A 17,446-nucleotide genomic window follows, 5' to 3' on the forward strand; every position below is an offset into this window, starting at 1 on the left:
CCTTCATTGATTCATCAGAGATTGCCAATCAAACCGCGAAAATCTTGCCCGGGTTCATGATGCCGTTCGGGTCGAACACCGCTTTGACCGCTTTCATGTATTCGATTTCGACCGGCGAGCGGCTGTAGGTCAAGTAATCGCGTTTGGTCATGCCCACGCCGTGTTCGGCGGAGATCGAGCCGTTGTACTTCTCGACGGTTTCGAACACCCACTTGTTGACGGTGGCGCATTTGGCGAAGAACTCGTCCTTGCTCAGGCTTTCGGGCTTGAGGATGTTCAGGTGCAGGTTGCCGTCGCCGATGTGGCCGAACCAGACAATTTCAAAGTCCGGATAGTATTCGCCGACAATCGCGTCGATTTCCTGCAAGAACGCCGGCACTTTTGAAACGGTGACCGAGATGTCGTTCTTGTACGGGGTCCAGTGCGAGATGGTTTCGGAGATGTACTCGCGCAGCTTCCACAGGTTCTGCAACTGGGTTTCGCTCTGGCTCATCACGCCGTCCAGTACCCAGCCCTGCTCGACGCAATGTTCAAAGGTTTCCAGCGCGCTGTTGGCCACTTCTTCAGTGGTCGCTTCAAACTCCAGCAGCGCGTAGAACGGGCAATCGGTTTCAAACGGCGCCGGCACATCACCGCGACCCAGCACTTTGGCCAAGGCCTTGTCGGAGAAGAATTCGAACGCGGTCAGGTCGAGCTTGCCCTGGAAGGCGTGCAGCACCGGCATGATCGAGTCGAAATCAGCGGTGCCGAGGACCATCGCCGTGAGGTTTTTCGGCGCACGATCCAGACGCATGGTCGCTTCAACGACAAATCCAAGGGTGCCTTCGGCGCCAATGAACAACTGGCGCAGGTCGTAACCGGTGGCGTTCTTGATCAAATCTTTGTTCAGCTCCAGCACGTCACCCTTGCCGGTGACCACCTTCATGCCGGCAACCCAGTTGCGGGTCATTCCGTAGCGAATGACCTTGATCCCGCCGGCATTGGTGCCGATATTGCCGCCAATCTGGCTGGAACCCGCCGATGCGAAGTCCACCGGGTAGTACAGGCCCTTTTCTTCAGCGACGTTCTGCAAATGCTCGGTGACCACGCCCGGCTGACACACGGCGGTGCGGTCAGTGAGGTTCACGTCGAGAATCTGGTTCATGTAATCGAATGACACGACCACTTCGCCGTTGGCGGCCACCGCAGCGGCGGACAGCCCGGTGCGCCCGCCCGAAGGCACCAGCGCAACCTTGTGCGTATTGGCCCAACGGACGATGGCCTGCACCTGTTCGATAGTCTTGGGAAACACGATGGCGCTCGGCGCGGGGGCGAAGTGCTTGGTCCAATCCTTGCCATATGTGTTCAGGGAGTCGGCGTCGGTCAGGACCTTGCCAGGCTCGACCAGGGTCTTCAGTTCATCAATCAGGGCAGGATTGGTCATCGACAGAACTCTCGAACAATTCATGGTCATCCTGAGAACGCTTCACGTCGCAGGAATGAGTGTTTAGCGGGGTCGTTATGCTAGCATACCGACCCCGCCGACCAGTGCCCAAACGCCTGTTCTGCGGTGACGGCTTTCTTGTCGTCCAGGTCAATGTCTGTTGACCATTTCCTGCCATTTTTCTCCGGGATACAGGTTTACGCAGATGAGCAAGACTTCTCTCGATAAGAGCAAGATCAAGTTCCTTCTTCTCGAAGGCGTCCACCAATCGGCTGTCGACGTCCTCAAGGCGGCGGGCTACACCAGCATCGAGTACCTCACAGGTTCTCTGCCGGAAGCCCAGCTCAAGGAAAAGATCGCTGACGCTCACTTCATCGGCATTCGTTCGCGCACCCAACTGACTGAAGAGATCTTCGATCACGCGAAGAAGCTGGTAGCGGTCGGTTGCTTCTGCATCGGCACCAACCAGGTTGACCTGGACGCGGCTCGCGAGCGCGGTATCGCCGTGTTCAACGCGCCGTACTCCAACACTCGTTCCGTGGCCGAGCTGGTGCTGGCCGAAGCGATCCTGCTGCTGCGCGGCATCCCTGAGAAAAACGCGTCCTGCCACCGTGGCGGCTGGATCAAATCCGCAGCCAACTCCTTCGAGATCCGTGGCAAGAAGCTGGGCATCGTCGGCTACGGCTCGATCGGTACTCAGTTGTCGGTTCTGGCCGAAGGCTTGGGGATGCAGGTGTTCTTCTATGACACCGTGACCAAGCTGCCGCTGGGCAACGCGACCCAGGTCGGCAACCTGAACGAGCTGCTGGGCATGTCCGACATCGTGACCCTGCACGTTCCGGAAACCGCTGCGACCCAGTGGATGATCGGCGAGAAGGAAATCCGCGCCATCAAGAAGGGCGGCATTCTGATCAACGCAGCACGCGGCACCGTGGTCAAACTGGACGCCCTGGCGGACGCGATCAAGGACAAGCACCTGATCGGCGCGGCCATCGACGTCTTCCCGGTGGAGCCACGCTCCAACGACGAAGAGTTCGAAAGCCCGCTGCGTGGCCTGGACAACGTGATCCTGACCCCGCACATCGGTGGCTCGACCGCTGAAGCGCAAGCCAACATCGGTCTGGAAGTGGCGGAAAAACTGGTCAAGTACAGCGACAACGGTACGTCCGTTTCGTCGGTGAACTTCCCGGAAGTGGCCCTGCCGGCTCACCCTGGCAAGCACCGCCTGCTGCACATCCACGAGAACATCCCGGGTGTGATGAGCGAGATCAACAAGGTCTTCGCCGAAAACGGTATCAACATCTCCGGTCAGTTCCTGCAGACCAACGAGAAAGTCGGCTACGTGGTGATCGACGTCGACGCCGAGTACTCGGATCTGGCGCAAGAGAAGCTGCAGCACATCAACGGCACTATTCGTAGCCGTGTGTTGTTCTAAGAGCAGCTTCAAGCTTGCAACTAAAAAAAGGGGAGCCCAGCGGCTCCCTTTTTTTATTTCACCGTTACGGTGATCTTTTCCGAAACGATGGGCGGATCGAAAGCCATGTGGCTCTTGTCGCCCAGTTCCAACTGCAACGTGTGCTTGCCTGGCGTCAGCGTCAGTTCGGTTTCAGTCTGGGCTTTGCCGAAATGGATATGGTTGGCGTCTGCCGGAATCACAGCGCCCGCAGGAACAGTGCTCTTGGCGTCTACCAGCAGGTGATGGTGGCCAGTGTTAGTCGTGAGATTACCAGCGGGCGCCAACGCAATGCCCTTTACTGCAAATTTGACCTTGAAGGTCTTGTCGACAACGGCGCCGCTGCTCGGCTCGACGATGCTTACGGAAGCTCCCGCCGGCGCTGGCGTGGCAGCGCTGGCCATCATCGACGCGCTCAACAGAAGACCAGCCAACGCGGCTCGTGACATAAACGTTTTCATTCTCTTCTCCAGTTTTTCCGTAAAATCCGCGTGGTCATGACAACTTCATGACCATTCGTTGTCGAAGGCACTCGACAACCATAGCAAAGCGAGCCTGACTCAGAGCATCGCGATAATGATTTCAAAGGAGTGACCATGCGTTTTCTGCCTGGCCTGATCTGCCTGCTACCCCTTCTGAGCCCGCTGGCTCATGCCGAATTGATTGATGACGTCAACGACCGTGGCGAGTTGCGCATCGCCCTTGAGGCTAATACACCGCCCTTCAATTACAAGGATGGCGACAAACTCACAGGGTTCGAGGTTGAGCTTGGGCAAATGCTGGCCAGCGAACTGGATGTTCGCGTCGATTTCATCGTCACCGACGAGGACGATCTGCTCCAGGGCGTTGAAAGCGGCAAGTACGACGTCGCGCTCAATCACATAGCACTGACACCCGAACTCAAGGATCGTTTCGACTTCAGCCAGCCATACAGCCAGATCGATTCGCAGTGGCTGGCGAAGAAGGATGAGCAACCACAATCGATGATGCTGGTGCAGTCACTGACCGAGGACAAGCCGAAAGCGGCCACGCCGGTAGACCTGGCGATTCCGTTTCAAAAGGGTAATCCGGCGTTTCACTCCAGCCTTGAGAGTGCGTTGCAGCGGATCAAGGCGGATGGGCGGTTGGCGGCGTTGTCCGAGAAGTGGTTCACCAAACCCGAGTGAACACAAAACCTGTGGGAGGGGGCTTGCTCCCGAAGGCGTCGTGTCAGTCAATGCAGATGTTGAATGACCCACCGCTTTCGCGAGCAAGCCCGCTCCCACACGGGAATCTGGGGTGGGCTTTTAATCGAGTTGTGTCAGGGCTGTTGCAGCCTGCGGCAATTCAAGTTCACTGAACACTTGCACGCCATGGCGTTTGAGCAGCGCAGCTGTCACGCCTTCACCGCTGACTTTCACTCCACTGAACGTGCCGTCATACGTCAGCAGATTGCCGCACGACGGGCTATTGGCTTTGAGCACCGCCACCCGAATACCGTGCTTGCGCACCAACTCTAGTGCCTGCCGCGCGCCATCGAGAAACTGCGCACTGACATCCTCACCGTCGGTGGTGATGACCGAAGCAACGCCATCCAGCACCTCGCCACCCTGCCCGCCCGGAATCTCTGCCGCTGCCCGCGGGGTCGGCAAACCACCGGCCACTTCCGGACACAACGGCACCACCCGCCCTTCGTCGAGCCACTGTCCGAGCAAATCAAACGGCCCACTGGCCCCGCCGTCGTAGCGCACGCGATGGCCCAACAGGCAGCGACTGACCAGAATCTTGTGCATCTCAGAAAGGCTCGTTGCCACGGCGGCGGAACCAGCCGGTCAGCGACAAGCGCTCGCGGTTTGCCGGAAGCACCTCATGCGGCACTTCGCCAGAAAGAAACACCACCAGACAACCGCCGATGGGTTGTACGTCGTGAACGCGCTCATCACCCAGGTACATGCGCAACTGACCGCCATCCTCAGGCAGCCAGGCCTCGTTGAGATAGATCACCGCCGAAACCATGCGCCGGTCATCGTCGCGAAAACGATCGACGTGCCTGCGATAGAACGCGCCCGGCGGATACAGCGCAAAGTGGCACTCGAAGTCTTCAAGTCCGAGGAACAGCCCCCGGTTGAGCGCCTCGCGCAGGCTGTCCATCAGGTGCAGATAACGGTCGCTGGCCTCGGCCTGCCCCGGGTCGATCCATTGGATATGATCGCCGCGAATACCCTCGCGAATCTCTGAAAAGGGCCCGCGACCGACCGCCGCCGGCGCCAGTTCCCCCTCGGCCTCACGTTTACGGCACTCGGCCGCCAGCTCGCGGGTCAAACCCGCGGGCAGGAAAATGTTCTGCTGCGACCAGCCATGCTCGGCCAGGTCGTCGACGATACGTAACAGCATCGGGTGTTCAGAGGATATTTGCATGGCGCGCATAGTATGCCTGCGACAAGAAATCCGACAGAGCCACGCAGCGGCTTGCTACGAATTCTCGACAAGTACCGACACCGCACGGAGAATAGTGCGCTGCTGACAGGAGTCCCTATGCGCCGTTTGTTTTTTTCACTGTTGATGTTCTGCGTTTTGCCCGCCTGGGCGGACGGCCATGATCAGCTTTACAAGGTCGCCGGCTGGCCAGATCAACGTGCGCACTTCAATGACGCCCTGAGTGCTGCCCAGCAGCGTTATCAAAACAGCCTGCCGCCTGCGGTTTTTCAAGCATTGGTGAGCAACAGCAACCAGCGTTTTGCGCCACAAGCCATGGATCAACGCGCCGAAGCCCAGTTGCGCCAGAACCTTGCCGATCCGAAACCGGCGCTGTCCTTCTTCCAATCGCCGCTGGGTAAAAAAATCGTCGCCGCTGAATTGCTGGCGACCCGGCGCGACCAACTGGCGAAAAATGCCAAAGGTCTGCCCAAGATGCAGGTCAGCGACAGCCGTCTGCTGATCATCGGCCACCTCGCCCAGGCGCTGCCGGCTCGTGAAGCTGGCGCCGAGGTCAGCCTCGCCATTGCGGGTGTGGCGGCCGACAGTTTGAGTTCGATGATTCCGGGACTGCTCGGCGGTGGCCAGGCGCAAGGGATGTTGAATGGTCAGCGCCAGCGGCTGATGGATCAGATCGGCGCCGACATGAACAACACACTGCTCTACGTTTATCGCGACTTGTCGGATGAAGAACTCGAAGAGTTTGCGACGTTTGCCGAGTCGACGGAGGGCAAGGCTTATTATCAAGCGGCGCTGGCGGCGATTCGGGCGGGGTTGGCGGTGGGGCAAAACACTTCGAACCTCGGCCAGTAAACTGCGTCGCCTGACAAGCCGCCTTCGCGAGCAAGCCCGCTCCCACTGTGATCGCGGTCTCCTGTGGGAACGGGCCTGCTCGCGAAGAGGCCCTTGGAATCACTGAGGATTACGCCCCCTGATCCGCTTGTTCAGAAACTCGAAATACTCCTCGCGCATATCAGCCGTCTCATTCGCCAGATGATGCCGCGCCTGCGGCAGCAGCAAAATCTGCGGCCGATCAAACTTCCACTTCAACACCTGCAGGTTGTGCTGCCAGTCCACGGTCATGTCCGCCTGCCCTTGAATGATCAGCGGCCGGCGCGGACTTTTTTTCGCGTACTCGACCCGATTGATCCAGCGTGACAATGCGCCGACCCATGCGGTCGGCAAGCGCTTGGGCTGCAACGGATCGGCCAGCAGAAACGGCAGGAAATCCGGATCGTTGGAGTTCTCGCTGAAGCGCCGGGCAATGCCTCGAACAAACGGTCGCAGCAGGTAATAACTCAACTGCGACCAGCCCCACGCCCGCGGCCGCACCAGGGGCGACAACAGAATCAACTGGCCTTGCGCCGGACTGTTCTCACCATGGTTGAGCACATGATCGACCACAATCGCCCCGCCCGTACTTTGCCCGCACAAGTGCCACGGCTGCGGCAGGGCAATCGAATGCGCCTCGGCAAACAGGGCTTGCAGGGTGTCCTGATACTCGGAAAAGTCACGAATGCTCGCCCGCACACCACTCGACAGACCGTGCCCCGGCAAGTCGCAGGCGATCACGGCAAAATCCTGATCCAGCGCCCACTCGATGACATGTCGATAAAGCCCGGTGTGATCGTAAAAACCGTGCAGCAGAAACAGCGTGCCCTTGACCTTTTCCGGCCACCAGCAATGGCTGACCAGTTCGTAACCGTCCACCTCGAATCGACCGATGCCGCGCCAGACATCCCGCCCGGGGAAATCGGTTTTATAGAACCGCTGATAGGCCTTTGCCTCCTCCGACAACGGCTGCCACTGGGCCAAAGGCTTGAGGCTGGCACGTAAATGATCGGGATCGAAGGTAGCAGGCATGAGGCAATTCCAGAGCGGTAAACAGACTTTATCGGCCTGAGATATTCATCTGTAGAAGCAAGCATGGCAAGCTAGCCGCCCTCCGAGGAGCAAAATCCATGCGTTCGCCCTACCGCACCGCACTGTTTGCCAGCCTGATCGCGCTTGTCTGCGCCGGGGTGCTGTGGATGGCGTACGACTGGTTTCAGGGCCGCTATCTGCGGGCGTTCAGCGAACACACCGCGGTGTTTTCCGGCGACCCGTTGCGCCTGCCGGATGATCTTGCCGGCCCCGGGCCGATTCGACTGGTGCACTTCTGGGACCCCGCCTGCCCGTGCAACGTTGGCAACCAACAGCACCTGAGCGAGATGGTCGAGCAGTTCAGCGGCAAAGGCGTGGAGTTCTTTGCCGTGCAAAAGCCCGGCAGCCACGGCCAGTTGCCCGCCACGTTGAGCCGCCTGAAAACCATTGCGATATTGCCCGGCTCCGAACAGGTTCCCGCCAGCCCCGCTGTGGCGATTTGGGACCGCAGCGGCAAACTGGCGTACTTCGGCCCCTACAGCGAGGGCCTGACCTGCAACGCCAGTAACAGCTTTATCGAACCGATCCTGAACGCACTGACGGATGATCGCCCGGTCAATGCCACACACACCTTGGCGGTCGGTTGTTATTGTCCGTGGCCGGTCGAGACGCATTAAGGCGTTCCGGACTTTTCAAGGACAGCGATGCACGGCACGGAAGCTCTGTGCTAATTGTTTGCAGCCCGCACGGGCGGCAATCCCGCATTCACAAGGAGTCACCATGAAGCGCGTGTTCACCGTTCTTGCCTTGCTCATCGTTGTCCTGCTATGTGCGGGCGGCTGGTACGTCTACAGCAAGCAGCCAACGCGAAAGGGCCAGGTTGAACTGCGCCACCTGCAAGGTTCGGTGACCGTGCGTTACGACGAGCGCGGCGTGCCGCATATTCGTGCCGAGAACGAAACCGATCTCTACCGCGCCCTCGGCTATGTCCACGCCCAGGATCGTCTGTTCCAGATGGAAGCCATGCGCCGCCTCGCCCGTGGCGAACTGGCCGAAGTGCTCGGGCCGAAACTGCTCGACACCGACAAACTGTTCCGCAGCCTGCGCATTCGTGAGCGCGCCGCCAGTTACGTGGCCAGCCTCGATCAGCAGTCACCGGCGTGGAAGGGCCTGCAAGCCTATCTGGATGGCATCAACCAATATCAGGACACGCACGCAGCGCCCATTGAGTTCGACGTACTGGGCATCCCCAAACGGCCGTTCACGGCTGAAGACAGCATCAGCGTCGCCGGTTACATGGCTTACAGCTTTGCCGCCGCGTTTCGCACCGAGCCGTTGCTGAGCTATGTGCGCGATCAACTCGGTGCCGATTACCTCAACGTCTTCGACCTCGACTGGCAGCCCAAGGGTGTCTTGGCCAAGGGCCGCAGCAACCCGACGCCAGCCCTCGCGGCTGGCGACTGGAAAGACCTCAGCGCCCTCGCCCGCCTCAGCGAACAGGCGCTGATCGACAATGGTCTGCCGCAGTTCGAAGGCAGTAACGCCTGGGTGATTGCCGGCAACCGCAGCCAGAGTGGCAAACCGCTGCTGGCCGGTGACCCGCATATTCGCTTCTCGGTGCCGTCGGTGTGGTACGAGGCGCAGTTGTCGGCGCCGGGTTTTGAACTCTACGGCCACCATCAGGCGCTGGTGCCGTTCGCGTTTCTGGGGCACAACATGGATTTCGGTTGGAGCCTGACGATGTTCCAGAACGACGATCTGGATCTGATCGCCGAGAAGGTCAACCCGGACAATCCGAACCAGGTCTGGTATCGCGGGCAGTGGACCGACATGGTCAGCACCGAGCAGCAGATTGCGGTGAAGGGCCAGGCACCGGTGACGATCACCCTGCGCCAATCGCCCCACGGCCCGATCGTCAACGACGCACTCGGCAGCGCCGCCGGGAAAACGCCGATTGCCATGTGGTGGGCCTTCCTCGAAACGCCGAACCCGATCCTCGAAGGTTTCTATCAGCTCAACCGCGCCGACACGCTGGCCAAGGCCCGTGCCGCCGCGGCCAAGGTGCAGGCACCGGGGCTGAACCTCGTCTACGCCAATGCCAAAGGGGATATCGCCTGGTGGGCTTCTGCGCTGTTGCCCAAGCGCCCGGCCGGGGTCAAACCGGGTTTCATTCTCGACGGCAGCACCAATCAGGCAGACAAGGACGGTTACTACCCGTTCAGCGCCAACCCGCAGGAGGAAAACCCGGCGCGCGGCTACATCGTCTCGGCCAATTTCCAGCCTGTGTCGCCGACCGGCATGGAGATTCCCGGTTACTACAACCTGGCCGATCGTGGCCAGCAACTCAATCGTCAACTCAGTGACAAGAACATCAAGTGGACCAACGAAGCCAACCAGAAGCTGCAACTGGGCACCACCACCGGCTACGGCCCGCGTCTATTGGCGCCGCTATTGCCAGTGTTGCGCGAAGTGGTGACGGACCCGGCCGAGCGCAAACTGATCGAGCAACTGGCGCAGTGGCAAGGCGACTATCCGCTGGATTCGGTCAGTGCGACGGTGTTCAACCAGTTTCTCTATGACCTGGCTGATGCGGCGATGCGTGACGAGTTGGGCAATGATTTTTTCCAGACGCTGCTGTCGACGCGGGTGATCGATGCCGCGCTGCCACGCCTGGCGGCCAACGCCGACTCGCCGTGGTGGGACAACCGCAACACGCAGAACAAAGAGACCCGCGCCGATACCGTGCGAGCGGCGTGGCAGGCGAGCATGAAGCACCTGAAGCTGACCCTCGGCGACGACGTTGGCGGGTGGAAATGGGGCATGGCGCACACCCTGACCCACGGGCATCCGCTGGGGCAGCAAAAGCCCCTGGATCGCATCTTCAACGTCGGCCCTTTCGCGGCGCCGGGCAGCCATGAAGTACCGAACAACCTCTCGGCGAAGATCGGCCCGGCGCCGTGGCCAGTGACTTACGGGCCCTCGACGCGGCGCCTGGTGGACTTCGCCGACCCGGCTCACGGCTTGACCATCAACCCGGTCGGCCAGAGCGGCGTGCCGTTCGACAGTCACTATGACGATCAGGCTGAAGCGTATGTGGAAGGGATGTATATGCAGGCGCATTTCAGCGATGAGGAAGTCATGGCCAATACCCGCAGTACCTTGAAGCTGCTACCGGCGCGGGCTGCCCAGTAGTTCCAGGCTGGCTGGAGGGGCCTCGTCGCGAGCCTGCCCGCTCCCACCGTTATGATTGGGTTGGCCTGCGCAATGAGGCCAACCCGGCATGGCTTACACCGCTTCCGGCGCCTGTGCGCGGCGCACGTCCGGCTGCTTCCACGAATCGGCAGCGCTTTCTTCGATGGCTTGCTGGATGGCTTTCTTGCGGGCTTCTTCGGCGCGGCGGCTGAAGAACCAGACCAAAAACGTCACGATCGACACCGCCAGCAGAATCAGGCTGGCCACAGCGTTGATCTCAGGCTTCACGCCCAGACGCACCGCCGAGAACACTTCCATTGGCAGGGTCGTCGAACCCGGGCCGGAAACGAAGCTCGCCAGTACCAGATCGTCCAGCGACAAAGCGAACGACATCATGCCACCCGCCGCCAGCGACGGCGCGATCATCGGGATGGTGATCAGGAAAAACACCTTCCATGGCCGTGCCCCCAGATCCATCGCTGCTTCTTCGATCGACAAGTCCAACTCACGCAGACGCGCCGACACCACCACCGCCACATACGCGGCACAGAACGTCGTGTGAGCGATCCAGATGGTGACAACGCCACGCTCCTGCGGCCAGCCGATCATCTGCGCCATGGCCACGAACAGCAGCAACAGCGACAGACCGGTGATGACCTCTGGCATAACCAACGGCGCGGTCACCAGACCACCGAACAGCGTACGCCCCTTGAAGTGGGTGATACGGGTCAGCACGAACGCCGCCAGTGTGCCCAGCGCCACCGCGGCAACCGCGGTGTAGCAGGCGATTTCCAGCGAGCGCAGCACCGAGCCCATCAGTTGGCTGTTGTCGAGCAGGCCGACGTACCACTTGATCGACCAGCCGCCCCACACCGTCACCAATTTCGAGGCGTTGAACGAGTAGATCACCAGGATCAGCATCGGCAGGTAGATGAACAACAAACCCAGAACCAGCATCAGGCTGGAGAAACGGAAGCGCTTCATTCTTTACCCTCCATTTCCTTGGCCTGACTGCGGTTGAACAGGATGATCGGCACAATCAGGATCGCCAGCATCACCACCGCCAGCGCGGACGCCACCGGCCAGTCACGGTTGTTGAAGAACTCTTGCCAGAGGACTTTACCGATCATCAGGGTTTCCGGACCGCCGAGCAGTTCCGGGATCACGAACTCGCCCACCACCGGGATGAACACCAGCATGCAGCCGGCAATGATCCCGTTCTTGGACAGCGGAATCGTGATTTTCCAGAAGCTGTTGAAGGTACTCGAACCGAGGTCGGAAGCCGCTTCCAGCAAGCTCTGATCGTGCTTCACCAGATTGGCGTACAGCGGCAGGATCATGAACGGCAGGTACGAATAGACCACGCCGATGTAGACCGCCAGGTTGGTGTTGAGGATTTGCAGCGGCTGATCGATCAACCCCATGCTCATCAGGAAACCGTTGAGCAGACCGTTGTTGCTGAGGATGCCCATCCACGCGTAAACGCGGATCAGGATTGCGGTCCAGGTCGGCATCATGATCAGCAGCACCAGCACCGTTTGCAGCTCTTTACGGGCGCTGGCGATGGCGTAGGCCATCGGGTAGCCGATCAGCAGGCACAACAGCGTGCTGAAAAACGCCATCTTCAGCGAACCGAGATACGCGGCAATGTAGAGTTCGTCGTCACCGAGCAACGCGTAGTTGCCCAGGTTCAGCAGCAGTTCCAGCTTCTGCTCGGCGAACGTGTAGATCTCGGTGTAGGGCGGAATGGCCACATCGGCTTCGGCGAAGCTGATCTTCAGGACGATGAAGAACGGCAACATGAAGAACAGGAACAGCCAGATGAATGGAACCCCGATGACCAGTTGACGGCCATTGGGAATTATTCGGTTAAGCCGTCGTTTGAACTTGCGCATGTTCATGAGCGAAGTACCACGCCGCTGTCATCTTCCCACCACACGTAAACCTGATCGCCCCAGGTCGGCCGTGCGCCACGGCGCTCGGCGTTGGCAACGAAGGACTGCACCAGTTTGCCGCTCGGCAATTCGACGTAGAACACCGAGTGACCGCCCAGATAAGCAATGTCATGCACCTTGCCGCTCGACCAGTTGTATTCGCAGGTCGGTTGATCGGCGGTGACCAGCAGCTTCTCAGGACGGATCGCGTAAGTGACCGACTTGTCCTGCACCGAGGTGCTGATCCCGTGGCCCACGTAGATCTGCCGGTCGAGGTCATTGCAGGTGATGGTCGCGTGGCCCTCGGCGTCGTCGATCACTTCGCCTTCGAAGATGTTGACGTTGCCGATGAATTCGCAGACCAGGCGGCTGGTCGGGGTTTCGTAGATGTCGATCGGGCTGCCGATCTGGGCGATCCAGCCCAGGTGCATGATCGCGATGCGCTCGGCCATGGTCATGGCCTCTTCCTGGTCGTGCGTCACCATCACGCAGGTCACGCCGACGCGCTCGATGATCTCGACCAGTTCCAACTGCATCTGCGAACGCAGTTTTTTATCCAGTGCGCCCATCGGCTCATCGAGCAGCAGCAGCTTCGGCCGCTTGGCCAGCGAACGTGCCAGCGCCACACGCTGACGCTGACCGCCGGACAGTTGATGCGGCTTGCGCTTGGCGTACTGGCTCATCTGCACCAGCTTGAGCATCTCGGCCACGCGGGCCTCGACCTCAGCCTTGGGAATCTTGTCCTGCTGCAAGCCGAAGGCAATGTTCTGCGCCACCGTCATGTGTGGGAACAAGGCGTACGACTGGAACATCATGTTGATCGGTCGTTCGTAAGGCGGCATGTCGGTGATGTCGACGCCGTCGAGGAAAATGCGCCCCTCCGTGGGCCGTTCGAACCCTGCCAGCATCCGCAACAGAGTGGATTTGCCCGATCCCGAACCGCCGAGCAGGGCAAAAATTTCGCCCTTTTTGATTTCCAGGGACACATCGTCCACGGCAATCGTCTCGTCGAACTTCTTCGTGACCCGGTCGATTTTGACCAACACCTGTTTAGGTGTCTGGTCGCCCTCGAGGGCTTTCTTGTAGGCGCCGGAGGCAACTGCCATTTACGAAACTCCCAGAAAAAAAGAGTGCAGTTCGTCCAATGCGGACGAACCCAGGATGTTTGTGCCTTATTTGCCCGACTTGACCTTGGTCCAGCTGCGGGTCATCAAACGCTGAATATTGGGTGGCAATTCGGTCGACACGTAGGTCTTGTCGAGGACTGCTTGCGGTGGATAAACCGCTTCGTCGGTGCGAATGGACTGTTCCATCAGCTTGTCCGAACCCGGATTGGGGTTGGCGTAACCGACATAATCACTGACCTGGGCGATCACCTCAGGCTTGAGCAAATAGTTGATGAAGGCGTGGGCCTCTTTGACGTTGTCCGAATCCTTGGGGATCGCCAACATGTCAAACCACAGCGCACCGCCCTCTTTCGGAATCGAGTACGCAATGTTCACGCCCTTCTTGGCTTCAGCCGCCCGGGACTTGGCCTGGAAGACGTCACCGGAAAAGCCGACCGCCACACAAATGTTGCCGTTGGCCAGATCCGAAATGTATTTGGAGGAGTGGAAGTAAGTCACATAAGGCCGTACCGCCAGTAACTTGGCCTCAGCCTTTTTGTAATCTTCAGGATTGGTGCTGTTCGCATTCAGCCCCAGGTAATTGAGCACGGTCGGCATCATTTCATCGGCCGAATCGAGGAACGCTACGCCGCAGCTTTGCAGCTTCTTGATGTTCTCTGGCTCAAACAGCACGGCCCAGGAGTCGATCTTGTCGATGCCCAATACCGCTTTGACTTTGTCGACGTTGTAACCGATGCCGTTGGTGCCCCACAGGTAAGGCACGGCGTAAAGGTTACCCGGATCGTTCTGCTCAAGACGTTTGAGCAGCGCAGGGTCGAGATTGGAATAGTTGGGCAGTTGCGACTTGTCGAGCTTCTGGAACGCGCCCGCCTTGATCTGCTTGCCCAGGAAGTGGTTCGACGGCACGACCACGTCGTAACCGGTACGCCCGGCCAGCAGCTTGCCTTCCAGGGTTTCGTTGGAGTCGAACACGTCATAGACCGGTTTGATGCCAGTCTCTTTCTCGAAGTCGGCCAGCGTGTTCTCGCCGATGTAATCCGACCAGTTATAAATGTGCACGGTACCGGCGGCCTGGGCACCAACAGCGATCGTCAGGCCGGTAGCAACCAGCAGTGCATTGCGCAAAGAAGAAAAAACAGGCACGTGGAGGTCCTCTAGATTAGGTGGGCCCAAGTTGCCCCGCGCGGCATGACAGCCATGGCTGCCCGACAACAAAACCGGCGCGCAACTTACCCTCGAAAAACCGTTCCAGCAAAACTTTCTGTCATTTATTTGTCCCGCTGACCGGCCTCGCAAAGACGACGGCCAGCGGTTGCTGCCTCAAACCGGCTTATTTGCCCGATTTGATCTTGGTCCAGCTGCGGGTCATCAAACGCTGGGTCGCGGCCGGCAAGTCGGCAATCGCGTACAGTTTGGCCAGCACGTCGGCCGGTGGGTAAATGCCCGGGTCGCTGGTGATGTCTTTATCAACCAGTGGCGTTGCAGCGGCGTTACCGTTCGGGAAACGCACGGCGTTGGTGATTTCAGCCATGATTTCCGGCTTCTGCAGGAAGGTCATGAACTTGTAGGCGCCTTCGACGTTTTCGGAATCTTTAGGGATGGCGATCATGTCGTAGAAGCTGCCGGCACCTTCCTTCGGAATGTTGTAGCTGACTTTCACCTTGCCACCGGCTTCAGCCGCGCGGGACTTGGCCTGGTAAATGTCGCCCGAGTAACCGATAGCGACGCAGATGTTGCCGTTGGCCAGGTCAGAGATGTACTTGGAAGAATGGAAGTAGGCGATCGAAGGACGCACCTTCATGATCAGCGCTTCAGCCTTGGCGATGTCTTCTTTCTTCTGGGTGTCGGTTGGCAGGCCCAGGTAGTGCAGCGCCACCGGAATCATCTCGGTTGGCGAGTCGAGCAGACTGATGCCGCAGGATTTCAGCTTGGCAGCGTTTTCAGGCTTGAAGATCAGGTCCCAGGAGTTGACCGGCGCATCGGCACCCAGTGCAGCCTTGACCTTCTCGGCATTGAAGCCGATGCCGATCGAGCCCCACATGTACGGGAAGGCGTGCTCGTTGCCCGGGTCGCTGACCGACACAGCCTTGAGCAGGTCGGTGTTCAGGTTTTTCCAGTTAGGCAGCTTGGACTTGTCCAGTTTCTGGTAGACGCCAGCCTTGATCTGCTTGGCCAGGAAGTTGTTCGACGGCACGACGATGTCGTAGCCCGATTTGCCCGCCAGCAATTTGGCTTCGAGGGTTTCGTTGCTGTCGAAAACGTCGTAGACGACTTTGATGCCCGACTCGTCTTCAAACTTCTTGATGGTGTCCGGGGCGATGTAGTCGGACCAGTTGTAGACGTGCAACACCTTGTCGTCCGCCTGAGCCGCAGCGGCCATGATTCCCATCAGGGACATGGCGAGCAGAGTCTTGCCAGCGAGCTTTTTGCCTAATGCCTTCATGCGTTGATGCTCCAAATTTTTTCTTTTTTGAACCACTTTGTTCAGCGGCCGAACCCGGACAACTGGAACCGCGACTAGTCTGGCAAGTTCAGAGGCGGTCTTTCAAGAAAAGACCCGCCTTTGTGACAGCTTTGAGCAAGAGCGCCGCGGCTCCCCCGCTCAGAGCCTAGCACTTAGCCTTGTACCGCACTGAGGGTCAGGTCCAGACACTTGCGCGCCTTGGTCACCAGCTCATCGATCTCCGCTTTGCTGATCACCAGCGGCGGCGCGATGATCATGGTGTCGCCCACAGCGCGCATGATCAGCCCGTTGTCGAAGCAGAACTGACGGCAGATCATGCCGACACCCTTGCCTTCGTAACGCTTGCGAGTGGCCTTGTCCTGCACCAGCTCGATCGCCCCCAGCAGACCAACACCGCGAACTTCACCTACCAATGGGTGATCGTTCAGTTCCCGCAGACGTTTCTGCAAATACGGTGCCGTTTCGTTGCGCACGGTCTCGATAATTTTTTCTTCGCGCAGAATCCGGATGTTTTCCAGACCCACCGCCGCCGCCACCGGGTGGCCGGAGTAAGTGAAGCCGTGGTTGAAATCGCCACCTTCGTTGAGCACCGCGACCACTTCGTCACGCACGATCAGACCACCCATCGGGATATAGCCGGACGTCAGGCCCTTGGCGATGGTCATCATGTCGGGCGCAAGGTCGTAGAAATCGCTACCGAACCACTCACCGGTACGACCGAAACCGCAGATCACTTCGTCGGCAACGAAGAGGATGTCGTACTTGGCGAGGATTTCCTTGATGCGCGGCCAGTAGGTGTCGGGCGCAATGATCACGCCACCGGCACCCTGGATCGGCTCGGCAATAAAGGCACCGACGTTGTCGACGCCGACTTCGAGAATCTTCTCTTCCAGTTGATTGGCCGCCCAGACACCGAACTCTTCTGGCGACATGTCGCCGCCCTCGGCGAACCAGTACGGCTGCTCGATGTGGACGATGCCCGGGATCGGCAAGTCGCCCTGCTCGTGCATATACGTCATGCCGCCCAGGCTCGCGCCGGCCACGGTCGAACCGTGATAGCCGTTCTTGCGGCTGATGATGACTTTCTTGTCTGGCTGGCCCTTGATCGCCCAGTAGTGGCGAACCATGCGCAGCATGGTGTCGTTGCCTTCGGAGCCGGAACCGGTGAAGAACACGTGGTTCATGCCTGCTGGCGCGACGTCAGCGATGGCCTTGGCCAGTTCCAGCGCTGGAGGATGCGCGGTCTGGAAGAACAGGTTGTAGTAAGGCAGTTCGCGCATCTGCTTGCTGGCGGCGTCGGCCAGTTCATCGCGACCGTAACCGATGGCCACGCACCACAGCCCGGCCATGCCGTCGAGGATCTTGTTGCCTTCGCTGTCCCACAGGTAAACGCCTTTGGCGTTGGTGATGATCCGTGGGCCCTTCTCTTTCAACTGCTTGAAATCGCTGAACGGGGCCAGGTGATGATCGCTGCTCAGCGCTTGCCACTCACGGGTTTGCGGGTTGTTGCTGGTCATGCCAATTCTCCTTGTCAGA

General features: G+C 59.4%; 16 protein-coding genes. 5 read left to right on the forward strand and 11 right to left on the reverse strand.

The window, feature by feature from the left end; genetic code table 11:
* Window positions 1-28: 28 nt before the first annotated feature.
* A complete protein-coding gene (locus AACY02_RS01160) occupies window positions 29-1,423 on the reverse strand; it encodes an FAD-binding oxidoreductase (protein WP_339430395.1) in 1,395 nt (464 codons plus the stop codon).
* 205 nt (window positions 1,424-1,628) lie between these two features.
* On the opposite strand from AACY02_RS01160, the gene serA reads away from it, so the two are divergent.
* On the forward strand, window positions 1,629-2,858 hold the full coding sequence (gene serA / locus AACY02_RS01165; RefSeq protein ID WP_339430396.1) for a phosphoglycerate dehydrogenase: 1,230 nt from the start codon (window positions 1,629-1,631) through the stop codon (window positions 2,856-2,858).
* 53 nt (window positions 2,859-2,911) lie between these two features.
* Here serA and AACY02_RS01170 read toward each other — a convergent pair whose 3' ends face one another.
* Window positions 2,912-3,337 carry a DUF4399 domain-containing protein gene (locus tag AACY02_RS01170; RefSeq protein ID WP_339430397.1) on the reverse strand — a complete coding sequence of 142 codons (426 nt, stop codon included), beginning with the start codon at window positions 3,335-3,337 and terminating at the stop codon, window positions 2,912-2,914.
* A gap of 135 nt (window positions 3,338-3,472) precedes the next feature.
* Here AACY02_RS01170 and AACY02_RS01175 point away from each other — a divergent pair, with 135 nt between their 5' ends.
* On the forward strand, window positions 3,473-4,042 hold the full coding sequence (locus AACY02_RS01175) for a transporter substrate-binding domain-containing protein (protein ID WP_339430398.1): 570 nt from the start codon (window positions 3,473-3,475) through the stop codon (window positions 4,040-4,042).
* Window positions 4,043-4,162: 120 nt separating this feature from the next.
* On the opposite strand, the gene AACY02_RS01180 is transcribed toward AACY02_RS01175, so the two are convergent.
* Together AACY02_RS01180 and AACY02_RS01185 are read right to left on the reverse strand one after the other, a co-directional pair.
* Entirely contained in the window at window positions 4,163-4,648 is a 486-nt protein-coding gene (locus AACY02_RS01180; protein ID WP_339430399.1) for a DUF523 domain-containing protein, read from the reverse strand.
* A gap of 1 nt (window position 4,649) precedes the next feature.
* Window positions 4,650-5,282: a 2OG-Fe(II) oxygenase gene (locus tag AACY02_RS01185; protein WP_339430400.1), complete on the reverse strand. Its 633-nt coding sequence runs from the start codon at window positions 5,280-5,282 to the stop codon at window positions 4,650-4,652.
* Window positions 5,283-5,390: 108 nt separating this feature from the next.
* Here AACY02_RS01185 and AACY02_RS01190 point away from each other — a divergent pair, with 108 nt between their 5' ends.
* Window positions 5,391-6,143: a DUF2059 domain-containing protein gene (locus tag AACY02_RS01190; protein ID WP_339430401.1), complete on the forward strand. Its 753-nt coding sequence runs from the start codon at window positions 5,391-5,393 to the stop codon at window positions 6,141-6,143.
* A 99-nt stretch (window positions 6,144-6,242) separates the two neighbouring features.
* Here AACY02_RS01190 and AACY02_RS01195 read toward each other — a convergent pair whose 3' ends face one another.
* On the reverse strand, window positions 6,243-7,193 hold the full coding sequence (locus AACY02_RS01195; RefSeq protein WP_339430402.1) for an alpha/beta hydrolase: 951 nt from the start codon (window positions 7,191-7,193) through the stop codon (window positions 6,243-6,245).
* A 98-nt stretch (window positions 7,194-7,291) separates the two neighbouring features.
* On the opposite strand from AACY02_RS01195, the gene AACY02_RS01200 reads away from it, so the two are divergent.
* A complete protein-coding gene (locus tag AACY02_RS01200; protein ID WP_339430403.1) occupies window positions 7,292-7,870 on the forward strand; it encodes a DUF6436 domain-containing protein in 579 nt (192 codons plus the stop codon).
* A gap of 103 nt (window positions 7,871-7,973) precedes the next feature.
* Window positions 7,974-10,385, forward strand: coding sequence for a penicillin acylase family protein (locus tag AACY02_RS01205; RefSeq protein WP_339430404.1), 2,412 nt, complete (start codon window positions 7,974-7,976; stop codon window positions 10,383-10,385).
* Between the two features lie 93 nt (window positions 10,386-10,478).
* Here the strand turns inward: AACY02_RS01205 and AACY02_RS01210 are convergent, their stop codons facing one another.
* The 6 genes from AACY02_RS01210 to AACY02_RS01235 form a co-directional block, all read right to left on the reverse strand.
* Window positions 10,479-11,369, reverse strand: a complete 891-nt coding sequence (locus AACY02_RS01210) for an ABC transporter permease subunit (RefSeq protein ID WP_221734038.1) — start codon at window positions 11,367-11,369, stop codon at window positions 10,479-10,481.
* Entirely contained in the window at window positions 11,366-12,247 is an 882-nt protein-coding gene (locus tag AACY02_RS01215; protein WP_221734061.1) for an ABC transporter permease subunit, read from the reverse strand. Before AACY02_RS01215 ends, AACY02_RS01210 begins: the two co-directional genes overlap by 4 nt.
* Window positions 12,248-12,282: 35 nt before the next feature.
* The gene (locus AACY02_RS01220) at window positions 12,283-13,425 is read right to left on the reverse strand and encodes an ABC transporter ATP-binding protein (protein ID WP_339430405.1); all 1,143 of its coding nucleotides are present in this window, start codon (window positions 13,423-13,425) and stop codon (window positions 12,283-12,285) included.
* 66 nt (window positions 13,426-13,491) lie between these two features.
* A complete protein-coding gene (locus AACY02_RS01225; protein WP_339430406.1) occupies window positions 13,492-14,589 on the reverse strand; it encodes a polyamine ABC transporter substrate-binding protein in 1,098 nt (365 codons plus the stop codon).
* Between the two features lie 187 nt (window positions 14,590-14,776).
* Window positions 14,777-15,889: a polyamine ABC transporter substrate-binding protein gene (locus AACY02_RS01230; RefSeq protein ID WP_339430407.1), complete on the reverse strand. Its 1,113-nt coding sequence runs from the start codon at window positions 15,887-15,889 to the stop codon at window positions 14,777-14,779.
* A gap of 173 nt (window positions 15,890-16,062) precedes the next feature.
* On the reverse strand, window positions 16,063-17,427 hold the full coding sequence (locus tag AACY02_RS01235; protein ID WP_339430408.1) for an aspartate aminotransferase family protein: 1,365 nt from the start codon (window positions 17,425-17,427) through the stop codon (window positions 16,063-16,065).
* Window positions 17,428-17,446 lie beyond the last annotated feature (19 nt).

The sequence above is a fragment of the Pseudomonas sp. EA_65y_Pfl2_P78 genome, from assembly GCF_963970495.1.
Lineage (GTDB): Bacteria > Pseudomonadota > Gammaproteobacteria > Pseudomonadales > Pseudomonadaceae > Aquipseudomonas > Aquipseudomonas baetica_A.

Excerpts from the sequence above, each read along its gene's own strand:
- AACY02_RS01160 (WP_339430395.1), bottom strand. The coding sequence starts at position 1,423 with ATGACCAATCCTGCCCTGATTGATGAACTGAAGACCCTGGTCGAGCCT.
- serA (WP_339430396.1), top strand. The coding sequence starts at position 1,629 with ATGAGCAAGACTTCTCTCGATAAGAGCAAGATCAAGTTCCTTCTTCTC.
- AACY02_RS01170 (WP_339430397.1), bottom strand. The coding sequence starts at position 3,337 with ATGAAAACGTTTATGTCACGAGCCGCGTTGGCTGGTCTTCTGTTGAGC.
- AACY02_RS01175 (WP_339430398.1), top strand. The coding sequence starts at position 3,473 with ATGCGTTTTCTGCCTGGCCTGATCTGCCTGCTACCCCTTCTGAGCCCG.
- AACY02_RS01180 (WP_339430399.1), bottom strand. The coding sequence starts at position 4,648 with ATGCACAAGATTCTGGTCAGTCGCTGCCTGTTGGGCCATCGCGTGCGC.
- AACY02_RS01185 (WP_339430400.1), bottom strand. The coding sequence starts at position 5,282 with ATGCGCGCCATGCAAATATCCTCTGAACACCCGATGCTGTTACGTATC.
- AACY02_RS01190 (WP_339430401.1), top strand. The coding sequence starts at position 5,391 with ATGCGCCGTTTGTTTTTTTCACTGTTGATGTTCTGCGTTTTGCCCGCC.
- AACY02_RS01195 (WP_339430402.1), bottom strand. The coding sequence starts at position 7,193 with ATGCCTGCTACCTTCGATCCCGATCATTTACGTGCCAGCCTCAAGCCT.
- AACY02_RS01200 (WP_339430403.1), top strand. The coding sequence starts at position 7,292 with ATGCGTTCGCCCTACCGCACCGCACTGTTTGCCAGCCTGATCGCGCTT.
- AACY02_RS01205 (WP_339430404.1), top strand. The coding sequence starts at position 7,974 with ATGAAGCGCGTGTTCACCGTTCTTGCCTTGCTCATCGTTGTCCTGCTA.
- AACY02_RS01210 (WP_221734038.1), bottom strand. The coding sequence starts at position 11,369 with ATGAAGCGCTTCCGTTTCTCCAGCCTGATGCTGGTTCTGGGTTTGTTG.
- AACY02_RS01220 (WP_339430405.1), bottom strand. The coding sequence starts at position 13,425 with ATGGCAGTTGCCTCCGGCGCCTACAAGAAAGCCCTCGAGGGCGACCAG.
- AACY02_RS01230 (WP_339430407.1), bottom strand. The coding sequence starts at position 15,889 with ATGAAGGCATTAGGCAAAAAGCTCGCTGGCAAGACTCTGCTCGCCATG.
- AACY02_RS01235 (WP_339430408.1), bottom strand. The coding sequence starts at position 17,427 with ATGACCAGCAACAACCCGCAAACCCGTGAGTGGCAAGCGCTGAGCAGC.